Origin of the sequence: Rhodococcus sp. MH15, assembly GCF_019266045.1 — a bacterium.
Taxonomy (GTDB): Bacteria; Actinomycetota; Actinomycetes; order Mycobacteriales; family Mycobacteriaceae; genus Rhodococcus_F; species Rhodococcus_F qingshengii.
The window spans coordinates 213,539-233,315 of record NZ_LPNP01000065.1; the positions used below are offsets into that span (position 1 = coordinate 213,539).

The following is a 19,777-nucleotide window of genomic DNA, read 5'->3' on the forward strand; positions in this document are numbered from 1 at the left end:
GGCTTGGTGAGTTGATGGTTGAACAAGATGGTGCGCAGAGCAAAGACGTTGTGAGCGAGATGAGTGTCGCGCAGCTGCGTGAGTGGCTTCGCAATTGGATCGCCAACGCGACCGGTCAGCCGGCGGGTTCGATCACGGACGATCGCCCGATGGAAGAGTTCGGGCTCGCCTCGCGGGACGCAGTCGCTCTGAGCGGAGACATCGAGGATCTGCTCGGCGTCACGCTGACCGCCACGGTTGCCTATCAACACCCCACCATCGCTTCGCTGGCTACTCGGATCATCGAAGGTGAGCCCGAGGCGCCGGAGGAGACCGTCGACGCCTCGTACTACGTCTCAGGCGGCGCGACGGACGCTCACGACATCGCCATCGTCGGACTGTCCACACGATTCCCCGGTGCCGGGCACACGCCTTCGGACATGTGGGAAATGCTGGCGGACGGACGCGACGGCATCAGCGACCTCCCCGAGGATCGCTGGGCCGAGTTCATGTCGGATCCCGCCATCAAGGCCGCGGTCGAGAACGCGAACACCAAGGGCGGGTACCTCGACGACGTCAAGGGCTTCGACGCCGAGTTCTTCGCGATGTCTCCGCTCGAGGTCGTCAACGTCGATCCGCAGCAGCGCCTCGCACTCGAACTCGCGTGGGAAGCACTCGAGCACGCTCGCATTCCGGCCAGTGGGCTCAAGGGCAAGCAGGTCGGTGTTTTCATCGGCAGTTCCGCCAACGACTACCAGCTGCTCGCGGTCAGTGATCCGACGACGGCGCATCCGTACGCGTTGACCGGAACGTCGACTGCCATCGTCGCGAACCGGGTCTCGTACTTCTTCGACTTCCGTGGACCGTCCATCGCTCTGGACACCGCGTGTTCGTCTTCGCTGGTTGCCGTTCACGAGGCTGTGCGCTCGCTGCGCAGCGGTGACTCCAACATCGCGCTGGCCGGTGGCGTCAACATGCTGCTGGCCCCTCCCGGAACCCTCGGTTTCGATCAGACCGGGATGCTCGCTCCCGACGGAAAACTGCGTGCCTTCTCCGCTCAGGCTCAGGGAATCGTTCGCAGTGAGGGCGGCGGACTCGTCGTGCTCAAGCGCCTCGAAGACGCCGAGCGTGACGGAGATTCCATCCTCGCGGTGATCGCCGGATCCGCGGTCAACCAGGACGGCCGTTCCAACGGTCTGCTCGCACCCAATCCCGATGCCCAGGCCGACGTGTTGCGTTTCGCGTACCGCGACGCCGGAATCTTGCCGACCACCGTCGACTACATCGAGGCGCACGGAACGGGTACCGATCTCGGTGATCCCATCGAGGCCGACGCGCTCAGTCGTGTCGTCGGTCGTGGTCGTGACGACGACAAGCCGGCACTGCTCGGTAGCGCGAAGACCAACTTCGGGCACCTGGAAGCAGCTGCGGGCGCCGCCGGCCTGATCAAGGTCGTTCTGGCGATGCAGGAAAACAAGATTCCCGCGACGATCAACTACCTGGGCCCGAACCCGCACATCGACTTCGAGAAGTCGCACCTGCAGGTGACGCCCGAGGCCACCGACTGGCCGCGCTACACCGGCAAGGCTGTCGCCGGTGTTTCCGGTTTCGGTTTCGGCGGAACCAACGCGCACGTCGTGGTCAAGGAATACGTGCCTGCCGAGACGGTAGTCGATGAACCGGTTGTGGATGCCCCGGTGGTCGACGAACCGGCAGCAGAGAACGAGAGCACCGTTGTGCTGGCCGTTTCCGGTGCGCTGCCGTCGCGTCGTCGCCGCGCAGCCGCTGATCTGGCCGACTGGCTCGAAACCGAAGAGGGAAGCAAGACGCCCCTCGCCGACGTCGCCCGCACACTCGCGCGTCGCAACCACGGACGCTCGCGCGCCGCTGTTCTGGCGAAGACGCGCTCCGAGGCCATCAGCTCGCTGCGCGCCGTCGCCGCAGGCAAGCCTGCTCAAGGAGTCTTCTCCGCCGACTCGCCGTCGCCCAAGGGCGCGGTGTGGGTGTTCTCGGGCTTCGGCTCGCAGCACCGCAAGATGGCCAAGCAGCTCTACACGGAGAACTCGGCCTTCAAGGCGGCCGTCGACGAGGTCGACGCGCTGATCCAGGACGAGGCCGGTTACTCGATGGTCGAGATGTTCCTCGACGATTCGATCGAGTACAACGTCGAGACCGCGCAGGTGGGAATCTTCACCATCCAGGTCGGTCTGGCCGCGTTGCTGCGTCACCACGGCGCCGAGGCCGAAGCCGTGGTTCCGCACTCGATGGGTGAGGCCGCTGCCGCGTACGTTTCCGGCGGCCTGAACCTGGAAGACGCTGTCCGCGTGATCTGTTCACGTTCACGGCTGATGGGTGAGGCCGAGGGCGCACTTGTCGGTGACGACATCCGTCTGATGGCTCTGCTCGAGTACAGCGCATCCGAGATCGAGGCGCTACTGCCCACGTACCCCAAGCTCGAGGTCTGTGTTTACGCAGCTCCGACGCACACGGTGATCGGTGGACCACAGCCGGACATCGAGGCGATCGTCGCGGCCGCCGAGGCCGACGGCAAGATGGCGCGTGTCCTGCAGACCAAGGGTGCCAGCCACACCTCACAGGTCGATCCGTTGCTCGGCGAGCTTGCCGCGGAGTTGGCCGGTATCGAGCCGACCACGTTGAAGCTCGGCGTCTACTCGTCCGTCGACAAGGACACTTTCTACCGTCCCGGTCACGAGCCGATCCATCAAGAGGCGTACTGGGTCAAGGGTCTTCGCCACAGCGTGTACTTCACCAATGCGGTACGCGGTGCAGTTGCCCACGGCCACACCACTTTTGTCGAGCTTGCACCCAACCCGGTGACGCTGATGTCGGTGGCGGCTACCGCTTTCGATTCGGGCCTGCACGACATGGAGCTCATCCAGACGCTCAAGCGTAAGGAAGACGAGTCCGCGGGTGTTCTTGCCGCTCTCGCGCAGCTGTACGTGCACGGCCATGCCGTGAACCTCGAGTCTCTGCTTCCCGCAGGCGATTTCGCTTCGGTTCCGCGTACCGCATTCCTGCGTAAGCCGTATTGGCTCGACATTCGCGTCAGTGCCGGCGGTTCGGCTCGCGTACCCGGTTCGCACGTCGCTCTGCCCGACGGCCGCCACGTGTGGGAGGTCGACGCATCCGCCGTCACCGATCTGGCTGTGCTCGTGAGCGCTGCTGCCGGACAGGTGCTCTCGGATGTCGCTCTCACCGCTGCCGTTCCCCATGGTGAGCTGGCCGGCGCTGCGACCCTGACCACGACACTCAACCCGCATCCGGGTGGAGCGTCGGTGCAGGTGCACGCTCGTGAGGGTGCTACGTTCCGTCTGCTCTTCGACGCCGTCGTCACGTCGGGTGAGCCGCTGCCCGAGCTGGTCGTCAGCGCGCCGGTCAAGACCAGTGCGCCGATGGAATCCCTGGCCGAGGTCGTCGAAGACGCCGGAGACAAGTGGGATCCGAACGGTTCGCAGAGCCTCGACGACCGCCTCAAGATCGTGGTAGCCGAGTCGATGGGGTACTCGCCGGAGGATCTGCCGGCCGAGGTTCCGCTCATCGAACTGGGTCTCGACTCGCTCATGGCGATGCGTATCAAGAACCGCGTCGAGTACGAGTTCGACATTCCGCAGCTCCAGCTCCAGGCAGTCAAGGACGCGAGCCTCAACGAGGTCAACAAGTACCTGCGCTACGCGATCGACAATCGCGAAGAGGTTCAGGCGATGGCCGACAAGCAGGCCGCGGAGAAGTTGGCGGCCGACGCTGCTGACGAGGACGTTGCTCCCGCCGAGGTGGCAGTGGAACTACCTACCACTGCTCCGGTTGCTGCTGCGCCTTCCGATCCTTCTCGAGCCGGAACTGCCGACGACGCAGGCTCGGACGTTCCGCCGCGAGATGCGGCCGAGCGCTTGACGTTTGCGACGTGGGCGGTTGTCACCGGGAAGTCGGCCAAGGGCATCTTCAACGATCTGCCGATCGTCGGTGACGAGGTCGCCGAGAAGCTTGCTGCTCGGCTTTCCGAGCGTGCCGGTGGCGAGATCACTCTCGACGACGTTCTCGACTCCACCACCATCGAAGAGCTTGCGGACGTCGTTCGCCAGTACCTCGAGGACGACGGCAAGATCGACGGACTCGTACGTACTCTGCGTGCCCGCCCCGAAGGTTCCACTGCCGTACCGGTATTCGTCTTCCATGCTGCCGGTGGTTCGACGGTGACGTACGAGCCTCTGCTCAAGCGCCTGCCCGCCGGCACGCCGATGTACGGATTCGAGCGGGTCGAGGGCTCGATCGAAACCCGCGCTGCTGCTTACGTTCCGCTGCTGCGTGAGATCCAGGGCGACGGGCCGTACGTGCTGTGTGGCTGGTCGTTCGGTGGCGTGATGTCGTATGCGGTCGCGAAGTTGCTGCGCGAGCAGGGCGCCGACGTGCGTGTGGTCGGGCTGCTCGACACCGTCATGGCCGGCGAGGTCGTGCCGGACACCGAGGCGGAACGACGCAAGCGTTGGGAGCGCTACGGCAAGTTCGCCAAGCGCACCTACAACCTGGATGTGCCGCTGCCGCTTGACGTTCTGGCTTCCACCGAAGCCGACGAGGATCAGATCCAGATCTTGATGGACATGATCAAGATGAGCGGCGCCAAGATTCCCGGCGGCATCATCGAGCATCAGCGGACGTCGTGGTTGGACAATCGCGCCATCCAGACGGCCGAGTTCAGCAGTTACGACGGCGACGTCGTGCTCTACATGGCTGACAAGTACCACGACGAGCTGATGACGCTCGAGCCTGCATTCAAGACCCGCAAGGCGGATGGTGGCTGGGGTGACTACGTGAAGAACCTCGAGGTCGTCTACATCGGCGGGGACCACCTGCAGATCGTCGACGAGCCGTACATCGCGAAGGTTGCGGCAGACCTCACCACCAAGCTGGCCCAGATCGAGACAGCTCAGACCAAAGCAGCGGAAACCGGAGTTCAGAAGTGACGACAACCACCGCGGAGAAGCTCGCTGAACTCCGCGAAAAGTTGGAGAAGGCAAAGGAACCCGGCTCGGCTCGGGCCATTGCCAAGCGCGATGCAGCAGGGCACAGCACGCCGCGCCAGCGCATCGACATGTTGCTCGACCCCGGTAGCTTCATCGAGATCGGTGCCCTGGTGAAGATGGCGGGCGAGGGCAACCCGTACAGCGACGGCGTCATGACCGGTCACGGAACCGTCGACGGGCGTCCGGTAGCCGTGTTCGCGCACGATCAGACGGTGTTCGGCGGTGCCGCCGGAGAGATGTTCGGCCGTAAGGTCGCAGCCGTCAACGATTTTGCACTGAAGGTGGGCTGCCCGGTCGTCGGTATCAACGATTCCGGTGGAGCTCGAATCCAGGACGCCGTTTCCTCATTGGCCTGGTACGCCAACATGGGTTCACGTCAGGAGCCCTTGTCCGGTGTCTGCCCGCAGATCTCGGTTATCCTCGGTAAGTGCGCCGGCGGTGCCGTGTACGCACCGATCAACACCGACGTCGTGGTCGCGACTGAAGAGTCGTACATGTTCGTCACCGGACCCGACGTCATCAAGTCGGTCACCGGCGAAGAGGTCAGCCTCGAGGATCTGGGCGGGGCGCGCAAGCAGGCGGAGTACGGAAACATCCATCACGTCGCTCCCGACGAGAAGGCTGCCTTCGACTGGGTGCGTGAGTACCTGAGCTTCATGCCGTCCTCGTGCACGGAGAAGACGCCGCTGATCAACCCGGGTCTCGAACCCGAGATCACCGAGTCGGATCTCGAACTCAATGCGTTCATGCCGGATGCCGACAACGCCGGCTACGACATGCACGACATCATTCTGCGGATCTTCGACGACGGAACCTTCCATGAAATCGGAGCCCAGGTCGCGCACAACGTGATCACCGGGTTCTCCCGCGTCGACGGCCTGCCCGTCGGTGTCGTGGCCAACCAGCCCACGTACCTCAGTGGCGCCCTCGATGCAGACAGCTCCGACAAGGCTGCCCATTTTGTGCGCCTGTGCGACGCTTTCAACATCCCGCTCGTCTTCGTCGTCGACACACCGGGCTTCCTTCCCGGCGTCGATCAGGAAAAGGTCGGCGTCATCAAGCGCGGCGGGCGTTTCCTGTTCTCGTACATCGAAGCCACTGTGCCGAAGGTGACTGTGGTGGTTCGTAAGGCGTACGGCGGCGGTTATGCCGTCATGGGCTGCAAGCAGCTCGGTGCCGACATCAACCTCGCGTGGCCGACCGCTCGTATCGCCGTGATGGGCGCCGAGGGTGCCGTCAACATCATGGGGCGGCGTCAGCTCGCCGAGGCCGGCGAGAATGCACCCGCGGTGCGTGCTCAGCTGATCAACTTCTACAACGAATTCGTCGCGACGCCGTACATCGCGGCCGAGCGAGGATACATCGACGCGGTGATCGAGCCTTCGCAGACGCGTCTCGAAATCCGCAAGGCTCTGAAGTTGCTCGCGGACAAGACGATCTTCAAGAACCCGCGCAAGCACAACTTGATGCCGCTCTAGTTCTTTTTGTCACCGAGGGCGTCGAACTGGCGGCGTAGCGCTTCTATCGCCGCCAGGACGGCCGGCCTTTCGCTGTCTGTCCGCCAGGCGAGGTAGATGTCTCGGCCGAGCGGCGGAACCGTGTCGAGCATTCGAACACCTTCCGGCGGTACAACTCTCGCCAGACGTGGAATCAATGCGACGGCGAGGCCCTGAGCGACGAATTCGACCTGGGTGGGAAACTCGGCGACCTCGTACTCGATTCGTGGGTCGAACCCCTGCGCGCGCAGGGTCCGGACGGTGAAGGTGTGAAAGTCCGTTCCCCGTGTCCACGTCGCCCAGGCATGCTCGGACAGCTCGCTGAGCGCGACGACCTTGTTCTCCGCCAGCGGATGTGACGCCGGGAGAGCGAGCAGCGCCACGTCGTCGTACACGGGCGTGAAGGAGAGTCCGTCGGGAAGTTCGACGGGCAGAGTGCTCCAACTGTCGACCACCACGACATCGAGGTCGCGGCGAATCAGTGCGGGGAGCAGTTCTTCGGATTCGCCTTCGTTGAAGGTGATTTCGAGCTGGGGGTGCGCGTGCCTGATTTCGGCGATGGCTCGCGGCAGCACCGTCCTGCTGGGGGAGACCAGGGCGCCGATACGTACGCGGCCCGTCACCTCGCTCTGCAGCGACGCGATTTCCGCCTCGGCCTGGGCGAGCGTCGAGAGAACCTCTGCGGTTCGGCGCGCGAGGATTCGGCCCGCTTCTGTGAGTCGCACACCGCGGCCCTGCGGTTCGAGGAGCGGAACACCGACCTCGCGCTCGAGCTTGTTCAACTGCTGCGAAATCCCGGACGGTGTGACATGCAAGGTGCGGGCGGCAGCCGCCACTGATCCGTTCTCGGCGACGGCGTGCAGGGCGCGAAGTCTTTCGAGATTCAACACAGTAGTAATGCTACCGAATATACGGTCTGAATATTTGCTTGTGCTGAATAGTTAGCGGCAGGAACATTGTCGAGTGACCACACTGACCCCCGCGACCGCGCAGACACCGACACCCACCCGAACTCCTCGGGGGCGCATCGACCCTCGATTGCTCGTCGTCGGAGGCGCAGCTGCGATCTCGATCAGTTCGCTCCTCATCAAGCTGGCCGATGTGGGGCCCTCGACCGCGGTCTTCTTCCGTTGCTTCCTGGCCTTGCCGCCGCTGTTGTGGTTGGCGTGGCGGGAGTACCGCCGGGTGGGCAAGCCGAGCCGGCGGGCAGTCGTTCTGCAGGTGCTCGGCGGTCTGCTGCTCGGACTGGATTTCGCGTTGTGGTCGCAGTCGATTCTGATGATCGGCGCGGGGATGGCGAGCGTCGTCGTGAACGTGCAGGTGGTCGTGGTGCCCGCACTGTCCTGGTTGGTGTTCGGCAATCGGGTGCCGATGCGGTTCGTCTTCGCCCTGCCGTTCATGTTCACGGGAATCGCCTTGGCGGGCGGCGTGTTCGGGGGTGGGGGAACCGGCGACGACTTGCTGTGGGGAACGGCGCTCTCGCTCGTCTCCGGAATCGCCTACGGCGGCTACATCTTCGTGGTCGGCCGGACGGGCGAGGCGGATCGGGCAGCGAGCCAGGTGTTGATCTCGACGACGTCCGCGGGCATTGCCGGGTCCGTCATCGGATCACTGTGGGGCCGGATCGATTTCGTCCCGGGCTGGGAAGCCTTCGGCTGGCTCGCGGCACTGGCACTGGTCGGCCAGGTGTTCGGCTGGATGCTGATGGGGCACTCGCTCCCTCGGCTTCCCGCCGAGGTGGGCGCGACGCTCCTGCTCATGCAACCGGTACTTGCCGTACTGCTGGCGGTCGTGCTGCTCGGCGAACGGCCAGGCGTTGGGCAACTACTCGGGTGCGTCGTCGTTGTCGGAGCAGTCTCTGCCGTCTCCGTGCGTCGCACCCGAGCAGTCACCCGAGTAGGTAGCGCAGGCTAGTGCACTCGCATCTCGCCGGGCATCCACATGCCCGAGCGGGTTGCGGTGCCCGTCTCCACCTCTGCCGGAACCGCATTGGGGAAGTACCGGTCGTACCGCTCGAGTGATCCCCAGTCCCGCGCCCAGTCGTCCTTCAGATATGTAGGAACCGTCGTCGCACCGGCAAGAACCTCGGTGAATCCGAGCGGGCCACCGTTGTCCGCGGACTGCCAGGTGTCGGTGGAACTGACCGCAAGAGGACGGTCCGGGAGGATGCGGAAGTTCGGCATCTCGGCCACGCCGTTCTGATGTGTGAACGGACGTTGGCACGGGAACTGAAGGCCGACAGCCCAGTCCAGGAGGACCGGCTGCTCGTTGCCGATGTACGAGTTCAGGGACTCGAGCTTGGGCACGCGCGGCGGCGTGAATGCCATCCACTGATCGCCCGTGAGGTTGGGATCGAACGCGACCACCCGAACGGCGTCGGCGTCCGGCGCGAGTTCGTCGATCGGGATACGGACGTTGCGCCACGACGGCGCGGGTCCGATGTCTCGCGGCATGTACGAACCCTGAACCTGCACGGTTCCGTCGGGCTGAGTCTTGCCGTACTCGACCAGAAGTGACTGGCCGTACGTGATCGCACCCGTGTTGTCGACGGACCACACACGCCCGGCGACGGACATGACCACCAGCGGTGATTCTTCACTGCGAGTGGGCAATCCGTACCAACTCGAGATGAGGGAAGCAGGTTCCTGCACGCCGGGCTGGTAGCTGCCCATGACCGGCGTCTTCGACGGATCGAGGCCGAAGGGGAGCTTGGCCGTGCTGCCGTTGACGCCGACGTTGCCGGTGCCGCCGCTGGTTCCGGCACCGGAACCGGTGGCGAAGGTGGGACCGACACTCTGGCTGTCGGTATTGCCCATGCCCTGCTTGACTTCGATGTAATCCGCAGTCAGATCGCTGGGAACCCCATTGGGGGAGAAGCCCTTCGAATCAACTCCGGACAACGGATCCTCGGCGTTGAATCCGGGAGCGGTCAGAGGCCGCAGATTCCCGGAATTGACGTCGGTCTCGACCAGAACGTCATCGGCCATGCCGCAGGTCTTTCCCGCGAGTGCCTCGATGTTGCTTCGGCCCAGCGAGTACGCCGGGTACTGCGACACTGCACCCTTGAGTAGCGAGAGCACCTCGAACAGGACCATCAGACCGGCAATCACGGTGAGGGGAGCGGCCGCGAACTTGCGAATTCGTCTGCCCTTGGCCGTGTTCGGCTTCTCGGGCGGGGCGGCAAATCCCTCACGCAGGTACTGCCAGGCGGCAAAGGCCAAGGCGAGAGCAAAGAGCGCGAGGAACAGGGTGTTGGATTCACGGCCGTCGTAGGAGATGGTCTTGTCGAACCACGGCACGCCGTAACTCGAGACGTACCAGTAGCCGTTGATGCCGGCGAACGTCAACGCGAGCATCAGGAGCAGTCCGGCCACGAACACCGATCGGTTACGACGCGAGCGCAGGGCGGACGCGGACACGGCCACGGCGGTCAGCGCGGCGAGAGAACCGGCGATGCCCGCGTACGCACCGAAGTGGTGAGTCCACTTGGTGGGGTTGAACATCATCAGGAACATCGTGCCGAAGACGACGCCGACCAGGCGCCACGACGGACCGGTTGCCGCGCCGGGGACGCGGCCGCGGCGCAACAACACGAAGAGCGTCGTGAAGAGGCACAGGATCATCGTCAAGAACGCGAAGCGTCGGGCAACCGAGCCGTCGACCGTCTGGACGAAGAGGTAGTAGTAGCGCAGGAAGTCCTGGTACCACTCGAGATTGGGGCCGATGATCGTTCGGACGCGCGTGGCTTCCATGACGCCGGCAAAGGTCTGGTCGGCGAAGATGACCACCAGCACGATGGTTCCGGCAGCGGCGATCGGAGCGAGAAGCGGCAGGGTGCCGACCAGTCGGTGACGCTTGACGACGATGCGCACCAACGGGCGCACACCGGCGAGAAGGGCTGCGATACACATCAATCCGGTGGGTGCGGCGGCAAGAGTGAAGGCGCCGATCAAGATTGCCGTGGCCGCGGGCAGCAGACGTCCGGTGGCGATGGCGCGCTCGATGGAGCACCAGGTGAGCAGTGCGCCGAGAGCCACGATGGGCTCGGGGCGAAGACCGTTGTTGTACGCCAGCCAGAAGGACAGGAATACCAGACCGCCGGTCCAGAGGGCGACGTTGCTCCGGCGAACCGCCCGGCCGAGACGCGGGACGACCTCGCGGCTGATGACCATCCAGCACAGGATTCCGGCGAGCAGAGCGGGCAGACGCATGAACGGGCTCGCGGTCGAGATCTTCGCCATCACGGCCAGCACTTCGTAATACCAACCGAACGGGGCCTCGGGAACGCCGAACCAACGGAAGTAGTTGGCCATGTATCCCGCGTCCGGTGAGACTCGAGCCATGGTGAGGAGGTAGCCGTCGTCGGCGGTGTTCGCACCGATGAAGTGCCACACGACGAGCGTGCCGACCACCACTCCGTCGATACCGGAGAACTTCCACCAGCGTGCGGGCAGGAAGCGTCGGTGCTTGCGGCCGTCGGTGCCGTCGAGGCGAGCCAGGGCGACCAGCGCGACGATGGTCGAGAGGACGGCCACGATCATCGCGACCAGCTTCAAGACGCTTGGGCTCGACGAGAAACGTGAGTCGATCGTCATCGAGAAGCCGAGGCCCTCGGGGGCAGCGCCGTCGGGCAGGTCGCTGAAGACGCCGACCACCTGCGGGCGGAAGTCACCGTCGAGTTGGCCACGAATCGGGTTGCCGTCGGGATAGGTCAGTCCGACGAACTCTGCCGTGGTTCGGTTGACGTCAGAGCTGAACGCGATGGCGCCACAGCGACTGGACTCGACGTCCTCGCGTGCCGCCGAAGCGACGACGACGTTGCGATCGAGCACGTCGACGCTCGTCGCGGACACCCGGACGAACATCGACGACAGTGCCGCGCCGTCGCCCTGTGCAGGTGCCGTCGACAGCAAGATGCCGCCGCCCTCCGGCAACGAGCTGACCGCGGTACAGGGGATCGATGCGTTGACGTCGATGGGAACCTGCGCCATCAGCGGTGCCTCGACGTCGCCGATCACGCCGTTCTGCGGCCAGTTGACCGAAGCCGTCGTCTGCACGACGGGAAGCAGCGGAGTCGCCAGTGCGAGCACGAAGCCGAGCAAGCCGGCGATGATCGCGACCCATCGCGTGCGATGGAAACGCTCGCGGGCATCCTGACCAGCAGGAGGCGGCGAACTCGAAGTCTGGGGTGAAGCTGTCACGGCGTCGGGCACGGCTACCGATGGTATGTCAGGGCTGAGCGTGGACCTACCGTGCCCAGGTGGTTGGTAGGTCCACGCGTAACAGTTACGACTGGTAACGAATCGGGCCCGGTGTCCAGGTGCCCGACCGGGTCTCGGTGGTGACGTTCATTTGCGCGGGAATCGCGTCCGGATCGAGCGGTGTGTACTGCTCGAGCGAACCCCAGTCACGATCCCAGTCGTTGTCCAGATAGGTCGGCAATGCCCTGGCCGAGAGCAGTTCGGTAGTCCAGCCGAGCGGTCCGCCGCCGTAGTGGTCCTGCCAGGCGTTGGTGGACTCCGCGCCGATGCGGTCGGGCAGGATGCGCCAGTCGGGGATCTCGGCGACGCCGTACAGGTGATCGACCGGACGCTGGCACGGGAAGGCCAGACCGACAGCCCAGTCCATCAGCACGGGATCGGTGGATCCGACGACGTCCTGCAGCGTGCGCATGGTCGGCACTCGTGGCGGTGTGACCGCCAGCCACTGGTCGGCGCTGATGTCGGTGTCACTGGCCACCAGACGCACGGTGTCGGCGTCGGCGGGCAGCTGATCGATCGGAACGCGCAGGTTGCGCCACGACGGCGACGGACCGATGTCGATCGGATCGACACGTCCCAGTGCGTCGACGCTCCCGTCGGCCTGCTTCTTGCCGTACTCGACCTGCAGCACTGCGCCGGGGGTGACGATGCCGTCGGAGTTGACGTAGCGGATGCGTCCGGCGGCCGCGACGGTCAGGAGCGGTGCGGCGTCGTTGCGCTCGGGGAGTGAATACCAACCGGTGGTCAGTGACGCGTTCTGAGGTGCTCCGTAACTACCGAGCACCGGGGTTTTTGCGGGGTCGAGCCCGAACGGGAGCGCGACGTTGCTGCCGTTGACGCCGGCCGTCGACTGCGAGCCACCGGCGGTGCCGGATCCGGTTCCCGGCGTGGTGGTGCCGGACTGCGAGGTCGAGGTGTCGAGGCTGTTTGCACTGCCTGCCGTCGAGTCTTCTGCGTCGGCCGTGAGGTCGCCTGCAACCCCGTCCGGCGAGAACCCGGTTGATTCGCTCGCACCGAATGCACCCGCGCCGGCGAGATCGGTGGGCCGATCCGTCAATTGCAGAACGCCGGCGTTCGGATCGGACTCGACGAGTACCTCACCCGCGAGACCGCAGCTTCCGCCGAAGACGGATTCGATGTTGGACTTGCCGATCGAATACGCGGGGTACTGCGCGACCGCGCCCTTGAGCAGGGACAGCACCTCGAACAGCACGACCGCTCCGGCCGCGATGGTCAACGGTGACGGGGCGAGAAGGCGGAGTCGCCTGGTCTTCTTGACGCTGTCCTCTGTGCCGTTTCGCCGGCGCGGCTCCATGACGTGGTACCACGCGGCCAGCAGCAGCGCGAGAATCGTGAGGCCGAGGAAGGCCGTCGAGAATCCCTTGCCGGCGATTGACGGCGGCTTGTCCCACCACGGGACGCCGTAACTCGAGACGTACCACCAGCCGTTGGAGCTCGTGAACGCCACAGCGAGGATGAACAGGATGCCCGCGGCGAACAGCGCGCGGTTTCGTTTGGAACGCATGCTCGACGCACTCACACCGACGGCGGCGAGGACGGCCACCGTGGCGGCCAGACCGGCGTACACACCGAAGTGGTGAGTCCACTTGGTGGGGGTGAACTGCATCAGGAGCAGCGACGCGAACACGATGCCGAGGATTCGGCGGGAGGGCCCGATAGCGGTGCCCGGGATCCGGCCCTTGCGCAGGATCATCATGACGCAGAAGACGAGTCCGACGAGCATGACGAACATGCCGAAGCGGCGTGCGAGTGAGCCGTCGGGGGAGATGGTCATCAGTGCGTCCCAACGCAACCGTTCCTCGAACCACGGAACATTCGGCCCGACGGCCGTTCGCACTCTGGTCGATTCGAGAACTGTCGCGAGGGTTTGATCTGCGAAGACCGCGACGAGCACCACGGTTCCGGCGGCGAGAATCGGCATGATCTGGGACAGGAAGCCGACGCGCTTGCCGCGGGCGATCAGGATCTGCAGAATCGGCCGGGCGCCGGCGATCAACGCGCCGATCGCGATCAGCCCGGAAGGCCCGGCGGCCAACGAGAATGCGGCGATCAGCACGGCCATCGCGGCGGGCAACAGACGTCCGGTAGCGATGGCGCGTTCGATGGAGCACCACGTGAGCAGAGCGCCGAGGGCGATGATGGGCTCGGGGCGCAGGCCGTTGTTGTACGGCAACCAGAAGGCGAGGAACACGAGCCCGCCGGTCCAGATGGCAACCTTGTTGCGGCGCACCGCAACACCGAGTCGCGGGATCACCTCGCGGCTGATCACCATCCAACACAGAATGCCGGCGATCAGCGCGGGCAGGCGCATCCACATGCTCGCGGTGCTGACCTTCGCGAACAGCGCCAGCACGTCGTAGTACCAACCGAACGGCGCTTCGGGGACGCCGAACCAACGGAAGTAATTGGCCATGTACCCGGAGTGCTCCGAGACTCGGGCCATGCCGAGCAGGTAACCGTCGTCGGAAGTGTTGGCGCCGAACACATGCCACAGCGCCAGCGTGCCGATAACCAGGGCGTCGATGCCGGTGAACTTCCACCATCGCGCCGGCAGGAACCGCCGCGCACGACGGCCGTCGACGCCGTCGATCCGGTGCAGTGCGTACAGCGAGACGATGGTCGAGAGTGCCGCCACGATCATCGCGAACAGTTTGAGAAGTGTGGGGCTGGACGAGAACCGCGAGTCGACGTCCATGTGGGCGGACAGTCCGGCGGGCGCTGCGCCCTGCAGGTCGGTGAAGATGCCGACAACCTGTGGGCGGTAGTCACCGGTCAGGGTGGTGCCGACGCCGTCGATTCCGGTGACCGCCGCGACGGTCTGCTCGGAGTTGGTCGTGATGGTGATCGCCGTGCACCCGCTCAGTTGATCGAGCGGGGTCGAGATCAATACCGAATCGCGGGTGAGTGCTTCGAGGCGGTCGGCAGTGGTGCGGACGGTGAGGCCGCGGGCGTTTCGGTCCGGCGCCCCGTTCGGCATGGTCGAGAGCAGTGTGCCGCCGCTGCCGCCCAACTGGCCGAGGGTGGAACACGGGATGGTGATGTCGAGCGATGTGGGCGAGTAGGAGATCAGCGGCGACGAAACGCTGTTGACGGTCCTACCCTGCGGCCAGTCGATGCTCGCGGCTTCCTGCTTGACGGGCAGGAAGGGCGTCGCGAGTGCAAGAAGCAGGCCCAGAAGGCCGGTGACTATCGCGATGAGTCGTGCCGTCCGGACTCGCTGGGAATCCGATTCTCGGGGAGCTTCGGGGCCAGTGGGCACGGGTTTCGGGGGCACTACTACTTCAGACGGCACAAGGAACGATGTTAGGCGAGTGCGGGCCCGCACATCCTGAGAGAACTACTCAGGATGCAACTTCCTGTTCGGATTGTGGTGTTTCAAGTGTTCGGGCGATGGTGTCGAGTGAAATACCCAACACTTCCGCGACCGCGCTGATGGTGAAGAAGGCAGGTGTCGCGATGCGGCCGGTTTCGATCTTGCGCAGAGTTTCGACCGAGATGCCGGCGTCGAGCGCTACCTGAACCATGCTTCGGTCCCCCCGCGCCGATCGCAGGAGTTCACCCAGTCGTAGTCCTCGTTCGAGTTCTTCCGCCGTCAGCGGCACGCGCACCATGTGCTTATAGTAATACCGGTATAGTTATTCGACAAGGAAGGTGTTCGAGATGGTCGAAATCAAGACCGCAGGGGAAATCGACGCGATGGCGGCGGCGGGGAGAATCACCGCGCAGGCGCTGGCTGCGGCGCGTGAGGCGGCGAGCGTCGGAGTGACGTTGCTCGAATTGGACGCCGTTGCCGCGGAGGTCATTTCGGCTGCCGGCGCCTCGGCGCTGTTCTTGAATTATCGGCCGGCGACGGCGCCGATACCCTTTCCCGGTGTGGCCTGTATCAGCGTGAACGATGCTGTGGTGCACGGTATCCCGAATGGGTACCGACTCCGTGACGGTGACCTGATCAGTATCGACTGCGGTGCGAGACTCGACGGCTGGTGCGGCGACTCCGCCATCAGCTTCACCGTCGGACAGGGAAGTAGTGAGGATCAGGCACTGATCGACGCGACCGATGAGGCACTAGCCCGTGGCATTGCCGCCGCCCAGCCCGGAAACCGATTGGGCGACATCGGTGCCGCGATCGGACAGTACGCGCGCGGCCTCGGATACGGAATGCTCGCCGATCACGGTGGGCACGGCATCGGCCGCGAGATGCACGAAGGCCCGGACGTGCCCAACGAAGGCCGAGCAGGCAAAGGCTTCCGGCTACGGCCCGGCCTGGTCATCGCCATCGAACCGATGCTCATCGCCGACGGAACCGACGACTACCGGCACGACGCCGACGGGTGGACCCTTCGCACCGTTTCGGGCGCCAGGGCTGCGCACAGTGAGCACACGGTCGCGATCACCGAAGACGGTCCGGTGATCATGACCCGCTGATCAACCCGCTCAGCTCTGGTTGGAGGTCTTGCCGCTCACGAGGTCTCGTACGTCCCACACCCACACGTCGTCGACGCGCTTGGCGTCGAAGCCGACCAGCTCGTCGACCGTGTGGCGCAGGGCGTCGTCGCCGGAGAATCGGGGAAGCACCAGTACGTCGGCGTGCCAGTACCGCAGGTCGGTCAGTGCGTTCGCTCTGGTGCCCACGTCGATCAACGGGACCTTGCCGGTTTGTTTGGCATTGACCAGCAGGGTCGAGGTGGGCCGGGACTCGGCGCCGTAGATTCCGGCGCGGGTCTTCGAATCCGGGCCGACGAAGTACCCGCCGGCGATGGGGAAGCCGAAGTCGGCGTCGACCTGCCAGCTCAGTGCGCGGGCGTCTTCGGCGCTCGCGACGGGAACCGTCACCAGGGTGCCGTCGCTGACGTAGTTCTCCCACGAGCCGCTGGTGATGAATTCGGGCGTCGCAGATCGCTGATCGGCGTCGATGGGGGTCGGGATCAGGGGAATCATCGCGACGGCGAGTGCCACCAGCCAGACACCGGCGGCCGTGCGGCGCGGTCCACGAAGTTCGACAAAAGCGCGGTAGGTGCCGAGGGTGAGCAACAGTCCGATCGCCGGAATCGCGCCCATCGCGAATCGGGATTCGAGCACCGATTCGAACAACGGCAGGTCTGCGAGGAGTTTCCACGGCAGGGTGATGCCGGTCTTGTCACCGTCGATGGTCAGTTCGGAACCGAGCGAGAGCACACCCATCACCACGATCACGGCGGCGGCAGCGCGGGTCAGACGGATGCGCCACAGCCACACCGTTGCACCGAGAAGCAGGAGCACCAACGGCCATCCGAAGTACGCGTTCTCCTCGGTCGGGTTCATTCGGAACTCGGCGCCCTCAGGATCTCCCGCAACCGACTCGGTCGGGAACGTGGTGAGGGCAGCGGTGTCGTTGCCTGCCTGACCGTGTGAGACGCCGTCGTAGCTCGCTGGGCCGAAGAACTGCGACCACAGCGGCACCGCGGTGATCAGGAGTGTGACCGCGCCGCCGATCACGAGGCCGGGCATCGCGCGCTTGATCGCCTGGCGCGACTTGGCCAGGTCGGGCAGTGCATAGGCGGCGCCGAACACCATGGCTGACATCGTGAAGATGAGGAGCGGTTCTTCGCCGAGGAAGATCTGCCAGGCGACGAGTAGGCCGAGCACGACACCGTCGCGAACCGGACGCTTGCCGTTCGAAATGCGCACTACCTGCAAGAATATGAACGGAAGTACGAAGAACGCGACGAAGTTCGGGTGGCCGTTGGCATGCGAGATCATGGCGGGCGCAAATCCGCAGAACCCCGCTCCGACGGCGGCGGCGACCTTGGAGCGGACGGAGACTCCGGTCAGTACGTGCCGCGAGAATGCCCAGTACCAAGCGATGGCGGTGCCGCCGAGGCCGGCGGTCAGCCCGATCGCATACGTGGCGGTCGGTCCGAAGATCAGCGTGATCGGGGCCAACGGGATACTGATGCCGAACATCGCGGTATTGGCCATCAGGTTCACGCCGAGTGGATAATTCTGCAGGTCACTGAACAGTGGGCTGCGGAACTGGGCGAGGGCGTGAGCGGTATCGGCGAAGAACCATTCCCACATGGCCTGGTCGCGGCCCGCGTTGAACAGATAGCCGGACTGCAGATCGCTCCACAGGTTGGACATCACGTAGATCGCCGCGACGGTGAACGTCGCCATGATCGCGAAATCGACCAGACGACCGCGCTGGACGACCGAGCGCCGCACTGCTGAACGGACTCGCCCTGGACGTGCTTCTTCGAGCAGTTGGACGTCGGGCAAGGTCTCGGTCATGCAGTCGGTGCCTTTCGGTTCTGGCGCCCATCCCTGAAGTGGCGATCTCAGAAGTTCGGGGTGGCCTACTTAGGTCTCGATTCGATAACTTCCACTGTCAGAGTAACGAACAAAACGGTTCGCGTCCGCGAGCGGGCGCAGTCAGCGGGACAAACCGGTCCGCCCGACTTGTCCGGAAAGTAATGTTTTCGTGCACCGTTTGACGGGTTCGTGACCGGGGTATCGCAACAAGGATCTTGCTCGCGTTTGTTCAGGCAGCCCCGACGAATCCCATCCTCGACGAAGAGTTGGAACCTACGTCCGGGGCCTATACCGGATGGGATGGTGCTTGTGCATGTCGAAGACAGCAGTTCGTAGTAGCGCAGTAGGAGCAGTGGCCTTGTTGGCCGTTGTCCTGGGGGGTGGGACGGCGTCGGCAGGCGTTGACAACACCAGTTCGATCACCGACGTCAAAGGGAATCGGATAGAAGTCTTCCAGGCTGATACCGCTATCCACGTCTTTCCGCCTCTCGACAGCTCACCGCTGAGTGTCGAGTTCTTCCACGACGGGGTTGCCGGCGTGAAGATCGACGGGCCGGACGCGGCAAGCTTCACCGGAACGAAGCTGACGATCGGTTATCAGATCGGTTACCCGATCGCGCTGACCGGCGCGACGGTCGTTCTCAACAGTCCTGGTCTCGACTGGGCAGTCGAGAGTGGAACGAACCTCGGGATCGGTCTGGTTCCGGATTTCGAACTGGGCCTGGATATTTCCAATGGGTTCGTCATCGGCGGCGACATCATTCCGTCGCAGGAACTGGACGTCGACCTGGCGCCGGGCGGTATCACCGACGTCGCGCTGCTCGAAGATCAGGAGTTCGACGGTCCCGAAGCCGCTGTCCGTCTGTCCGGAGTTCACGGTTACGTACAGGGAGCAATCGGTCCGGTGACCATCAGGCCGTACGCGAAGGCTGTCACGTCGAATGGCGATACCGTCGTCACTTACGGTGTACCGCAGAGGCTTTAGCGAAAGCGGATGCTCCCGCCGTCACGCTGCAACAGCGTGATGGTGGGAGTTTTCCGCGTTCCGTGTGGTCGAATCGGCGCCACGAATCGGCGAAGCGTCCGCCCAGTGGGCACTACGGGAAACACTGACGAGTTTCGCGACCAACCGTGCCGCGATCCACACGAGGTACACGGCGGTGATCAGAAGCAGAAGTGCCCAGTCGTGCGCGAAGAATCCGACTATCCCGCCGATCGTGAACGCGAGGGCGACGAAGACGACCCGTCCGCCCACGTCGGTCTCGACCAGATACTCGGGTTCGATCGGATCGTCGGGTTCACTCGATTCATCGACGTCCTCGGATGACTCGGCCCTGGACTTCTCGTGGTGTTCGGTGGGGATCTCGAGTAGCTCGCCCCATTCGAGCACCGCAACGGTGTGCGCGGTGTCGGTCGGGATCGCGCGGTAGTCGCGGGACTCGGACACGTCGATGAGAGCCCTTGCCAGAGTGAGTACTTCGATGCGATTGCGAATCGCGACGCTCAACACTTCATGGAAAGCCTGTTCGCGCCCGAACGGTTTGCCGCGCGCAATGACCAGAACATGCTCTGCGGAATCGAGAACTGCACGATGCGGTACAAGCTCGCGGCTTTGCGCAACGAGTTCGCTCACTGTCATCACCTACCCCGCCGGTGGTTGATGCGGCCGTTTGCTCGACTGCGCTTGGAGGGG

Annotated in this window: 11 protein-coding genes; 5 read left to right on the forward strand and 6 right to left on the reverse strand. The window is 64.6% G+C overall.

The genetic code is table 11. The features are described from left to right. The first annotated feature begins 14 nt into the window (after window positions 1–14). Together pks13 and ATN37_RS15440 are read left to right on the forward strand one after the other, a co-directional pair. Window positions 15–4,958 carry a polyketide synthase Pks13 gene (gene pks13 / locus ATN37_RS15435; RefSeq protein WP_218695359.1) on the forward strand — a complete coding sequence of 1,648 codons (4,944 nt, stop codon included), beginning with the start codon at window positions 15–17 and terminating at the stop codon, window positions 4,956–4,958. Next, window positions 4,955–6,496: an acyl-CoA carboxylase subunit beta gene (locus ATN37_RS15440; RefSeq protein WP_218695360.1), complete on the forward strand. Its 1,542-nt coding sequence runs from the start codon at window positions 4,955–4,957 to the stop codon at window positions 6,494–6,496. The genes pks13 and ATN37_RS15440 overlap by 4 nt, the downstream gene beginning before the upstream one ends. On the opposite strand, the gene ATN37_RS15445 is transcribed toward ATN37_RS15440, so the two are convergent. Beyond that, entirely contained in the window at window positions 6,493–7,404 is a 912-nt protein-coding gene (locus ATN37_RS15445; RefSeq protein ID WP_007731813.1) for a LysR family transcriptional regulator, read from the reverse strand. The two genes, ATN37_RS15440 and ATN37_RS15445, sit on opposite strands and share 4 nt — an antisense overlap. A gap of 73 nt (window positions 7,405–7,477) precedes the next feature. On the opposite strand from ATN37_RS15445, the gene ATN37_RS15450 reads away from it, so the two are divergent. Continuing rightward, window positions 7,478–8,428: a DMT family transporter gene (locus ATN37_RS15450; protein WP_218695361.1), complete on the forward strand. Its 951-nt coding sequence runs from the start codon at window positions 7,478–7,480 to the stop codon at window positions 8,426–8,428. On the opposite strand, the gene ATN37_RS15455 is transcribed toward ATN37_RS15450, so the two are convergent. The 3 genes from ATN37_RS15455 to ATN37_RS15465 form a co-directional block, all read right to left on the reverse strand. Continuing rightward, the gene (locus ATN37_RS15455; protein ID WP_063315258.1) at window positions 8,425–11,727 is read right to left on the reverse strand and encodes an arabinosyltransferase domain-containing protein; all 3,303 of its coding nucleotides are present in this window, start codon (window positions 11,725–11,727) and stop codon (window positions 8,425–8,427) included. The genes ATN37_RS15450 and ATN37_RS15455 overlap by 4 nt on opposite strands. A 73-nt stretch (window positions 11,728–11,800) precedes the next feature. Beyond that, on the reverse strand, window positions 11,801–15,055 hold the full coding sequence (locus tag ATN37_RS15460) for an arabinosyltransferase domain-containing protein (RefSeq protein WP_218695424.1): 3,255 nt from the start codon (window positions 15,053–15,055) through the stop codon (window positions 11,801–11,803). Between the two features lie 82 nt (window positions 15,056–15,137). Further along, a complete protein-coding gene (locus tag ATN37_RS15465; RefSeq protein WP_003943854.1) occupies window positions 15,138–15,407 on the reverse strand; it encodes a helix-turn-helix domain-containing protein in 270 nt (89 codons plus the stop codon). A gap of 49 nt (window positions 15,408–15,456) precedes the next feature. Here ATN37_RS15465 and map point away from each other — a divergent pair, with 49 nt between their 5' ends. After that, window positions 15,457–16,221, forward strand: coding sequence for a type I methionyl aminopeptidase (gene map, locus ATN37_RS15470; protein ID WP_029537381.1), 765 nt, complete (start codon window positions 15,457–15,459; stop codon window positions 16,219–16,221). A gap of 9 nt (window positions 16,222–16,230) precedes the next feature. Here map and ATN37_RS15475 read toward each other — a convergent pair whose 3' ends face one another. After that, window positions 16,231–18,063 carry a hypothetical protein gene (locus ATN37_RS15475; RefSeq protein ID WP_063315256.1) on the reverse strand — a complete coding sequence of 611 codons (1,833 nt, stop codon included), beginning with the start codon at window positions 18,061–18,063 and terminating at the stop codon, window positions 16,231–16,233. A 316-nt stretch (window positions 18,064–18,379) separates the two neighbouring features. On the opposite strand from ATN37_RS15475, the gene ATN37_RS15480 reads away from it, so the two are divergent. After that, the gene (locus tag ATN37_RS15480; RefSeq protein ID WP_037126068.1) at window positions 18,380–19,069 is read left to right on the forward strand and encodes an MspA family porin; all 690 of its coding nucleotides are present in this window, start codon (window positions 18,380–18,382) and stop codon (window positions 19,067–19,069) included. 21 nt (window positions 19,070–19,090) lie between these two features. Here ATN37_RS15480 and ATN37_RS15485 read toward each other — a convergent pair whose 3' ends face one another. Continuing rightward, window positions 19,091–19,723: a hypothetical protein gene (locus tag ATN37_RS15485; protein ID WP_202022615.1), complete on the reverse strand. Its 633-nt coding sequence runs from the start codon at window positions 19,721–19,723 to the stop codon at window positions 19,091–19,093. Window positions 19,724–19,777: the final 54 nt, after the last annotated feature.

What these genes read in the sequence shown, in the direction of transcription:
- pks13 (WP_218695359.1), top strand. Translation starts at nt 15, where the DNA reads ATGGTTGAACAAGATGGTGCGCAGAGCAAAGACGTTGTGAGCGAGATG.
- ATN37_RS15465 (WP_003943854.1), bottom strand. Translation starts at nt 15,407, where the DNA reads ATGGTGCGCGTGCCGCTGACGGCGGAAGAACTCGAACGAGGACTACGA.
- map (WP_029537381.1), top strand. Translation starts at nt 15,457, where the DNA reads ATGGTCGAAATCAAGACCGCAGGGGAAATCGACGCGATGGCGGCGGCG.
- ATN37_RS15475 (WP_063315256.1), bottom strand. Translation starts at nt 18,063, where the DNA reads ATGACCGAGACCTTGCCCGACGTCCAACTGCTCGAAGAAGCACGTCCA.
- ATN37_RS15480 (WP_037126068.1), top strand. Translation starts at nt 18,380, where the DNA reads ATGGGATGGTGCTTGTGCATGTCGAAGACAGCAGTTCGTAGTAGCGCA.
- ATN37_RS15485 (WP_202022615.1), bottom strand. Translation starts at nt 19,723, where the DNA reads ATGACAGTGAGCGAACTCGTTGCGCAAAGCCGCGAGCTTGTACCGCAT.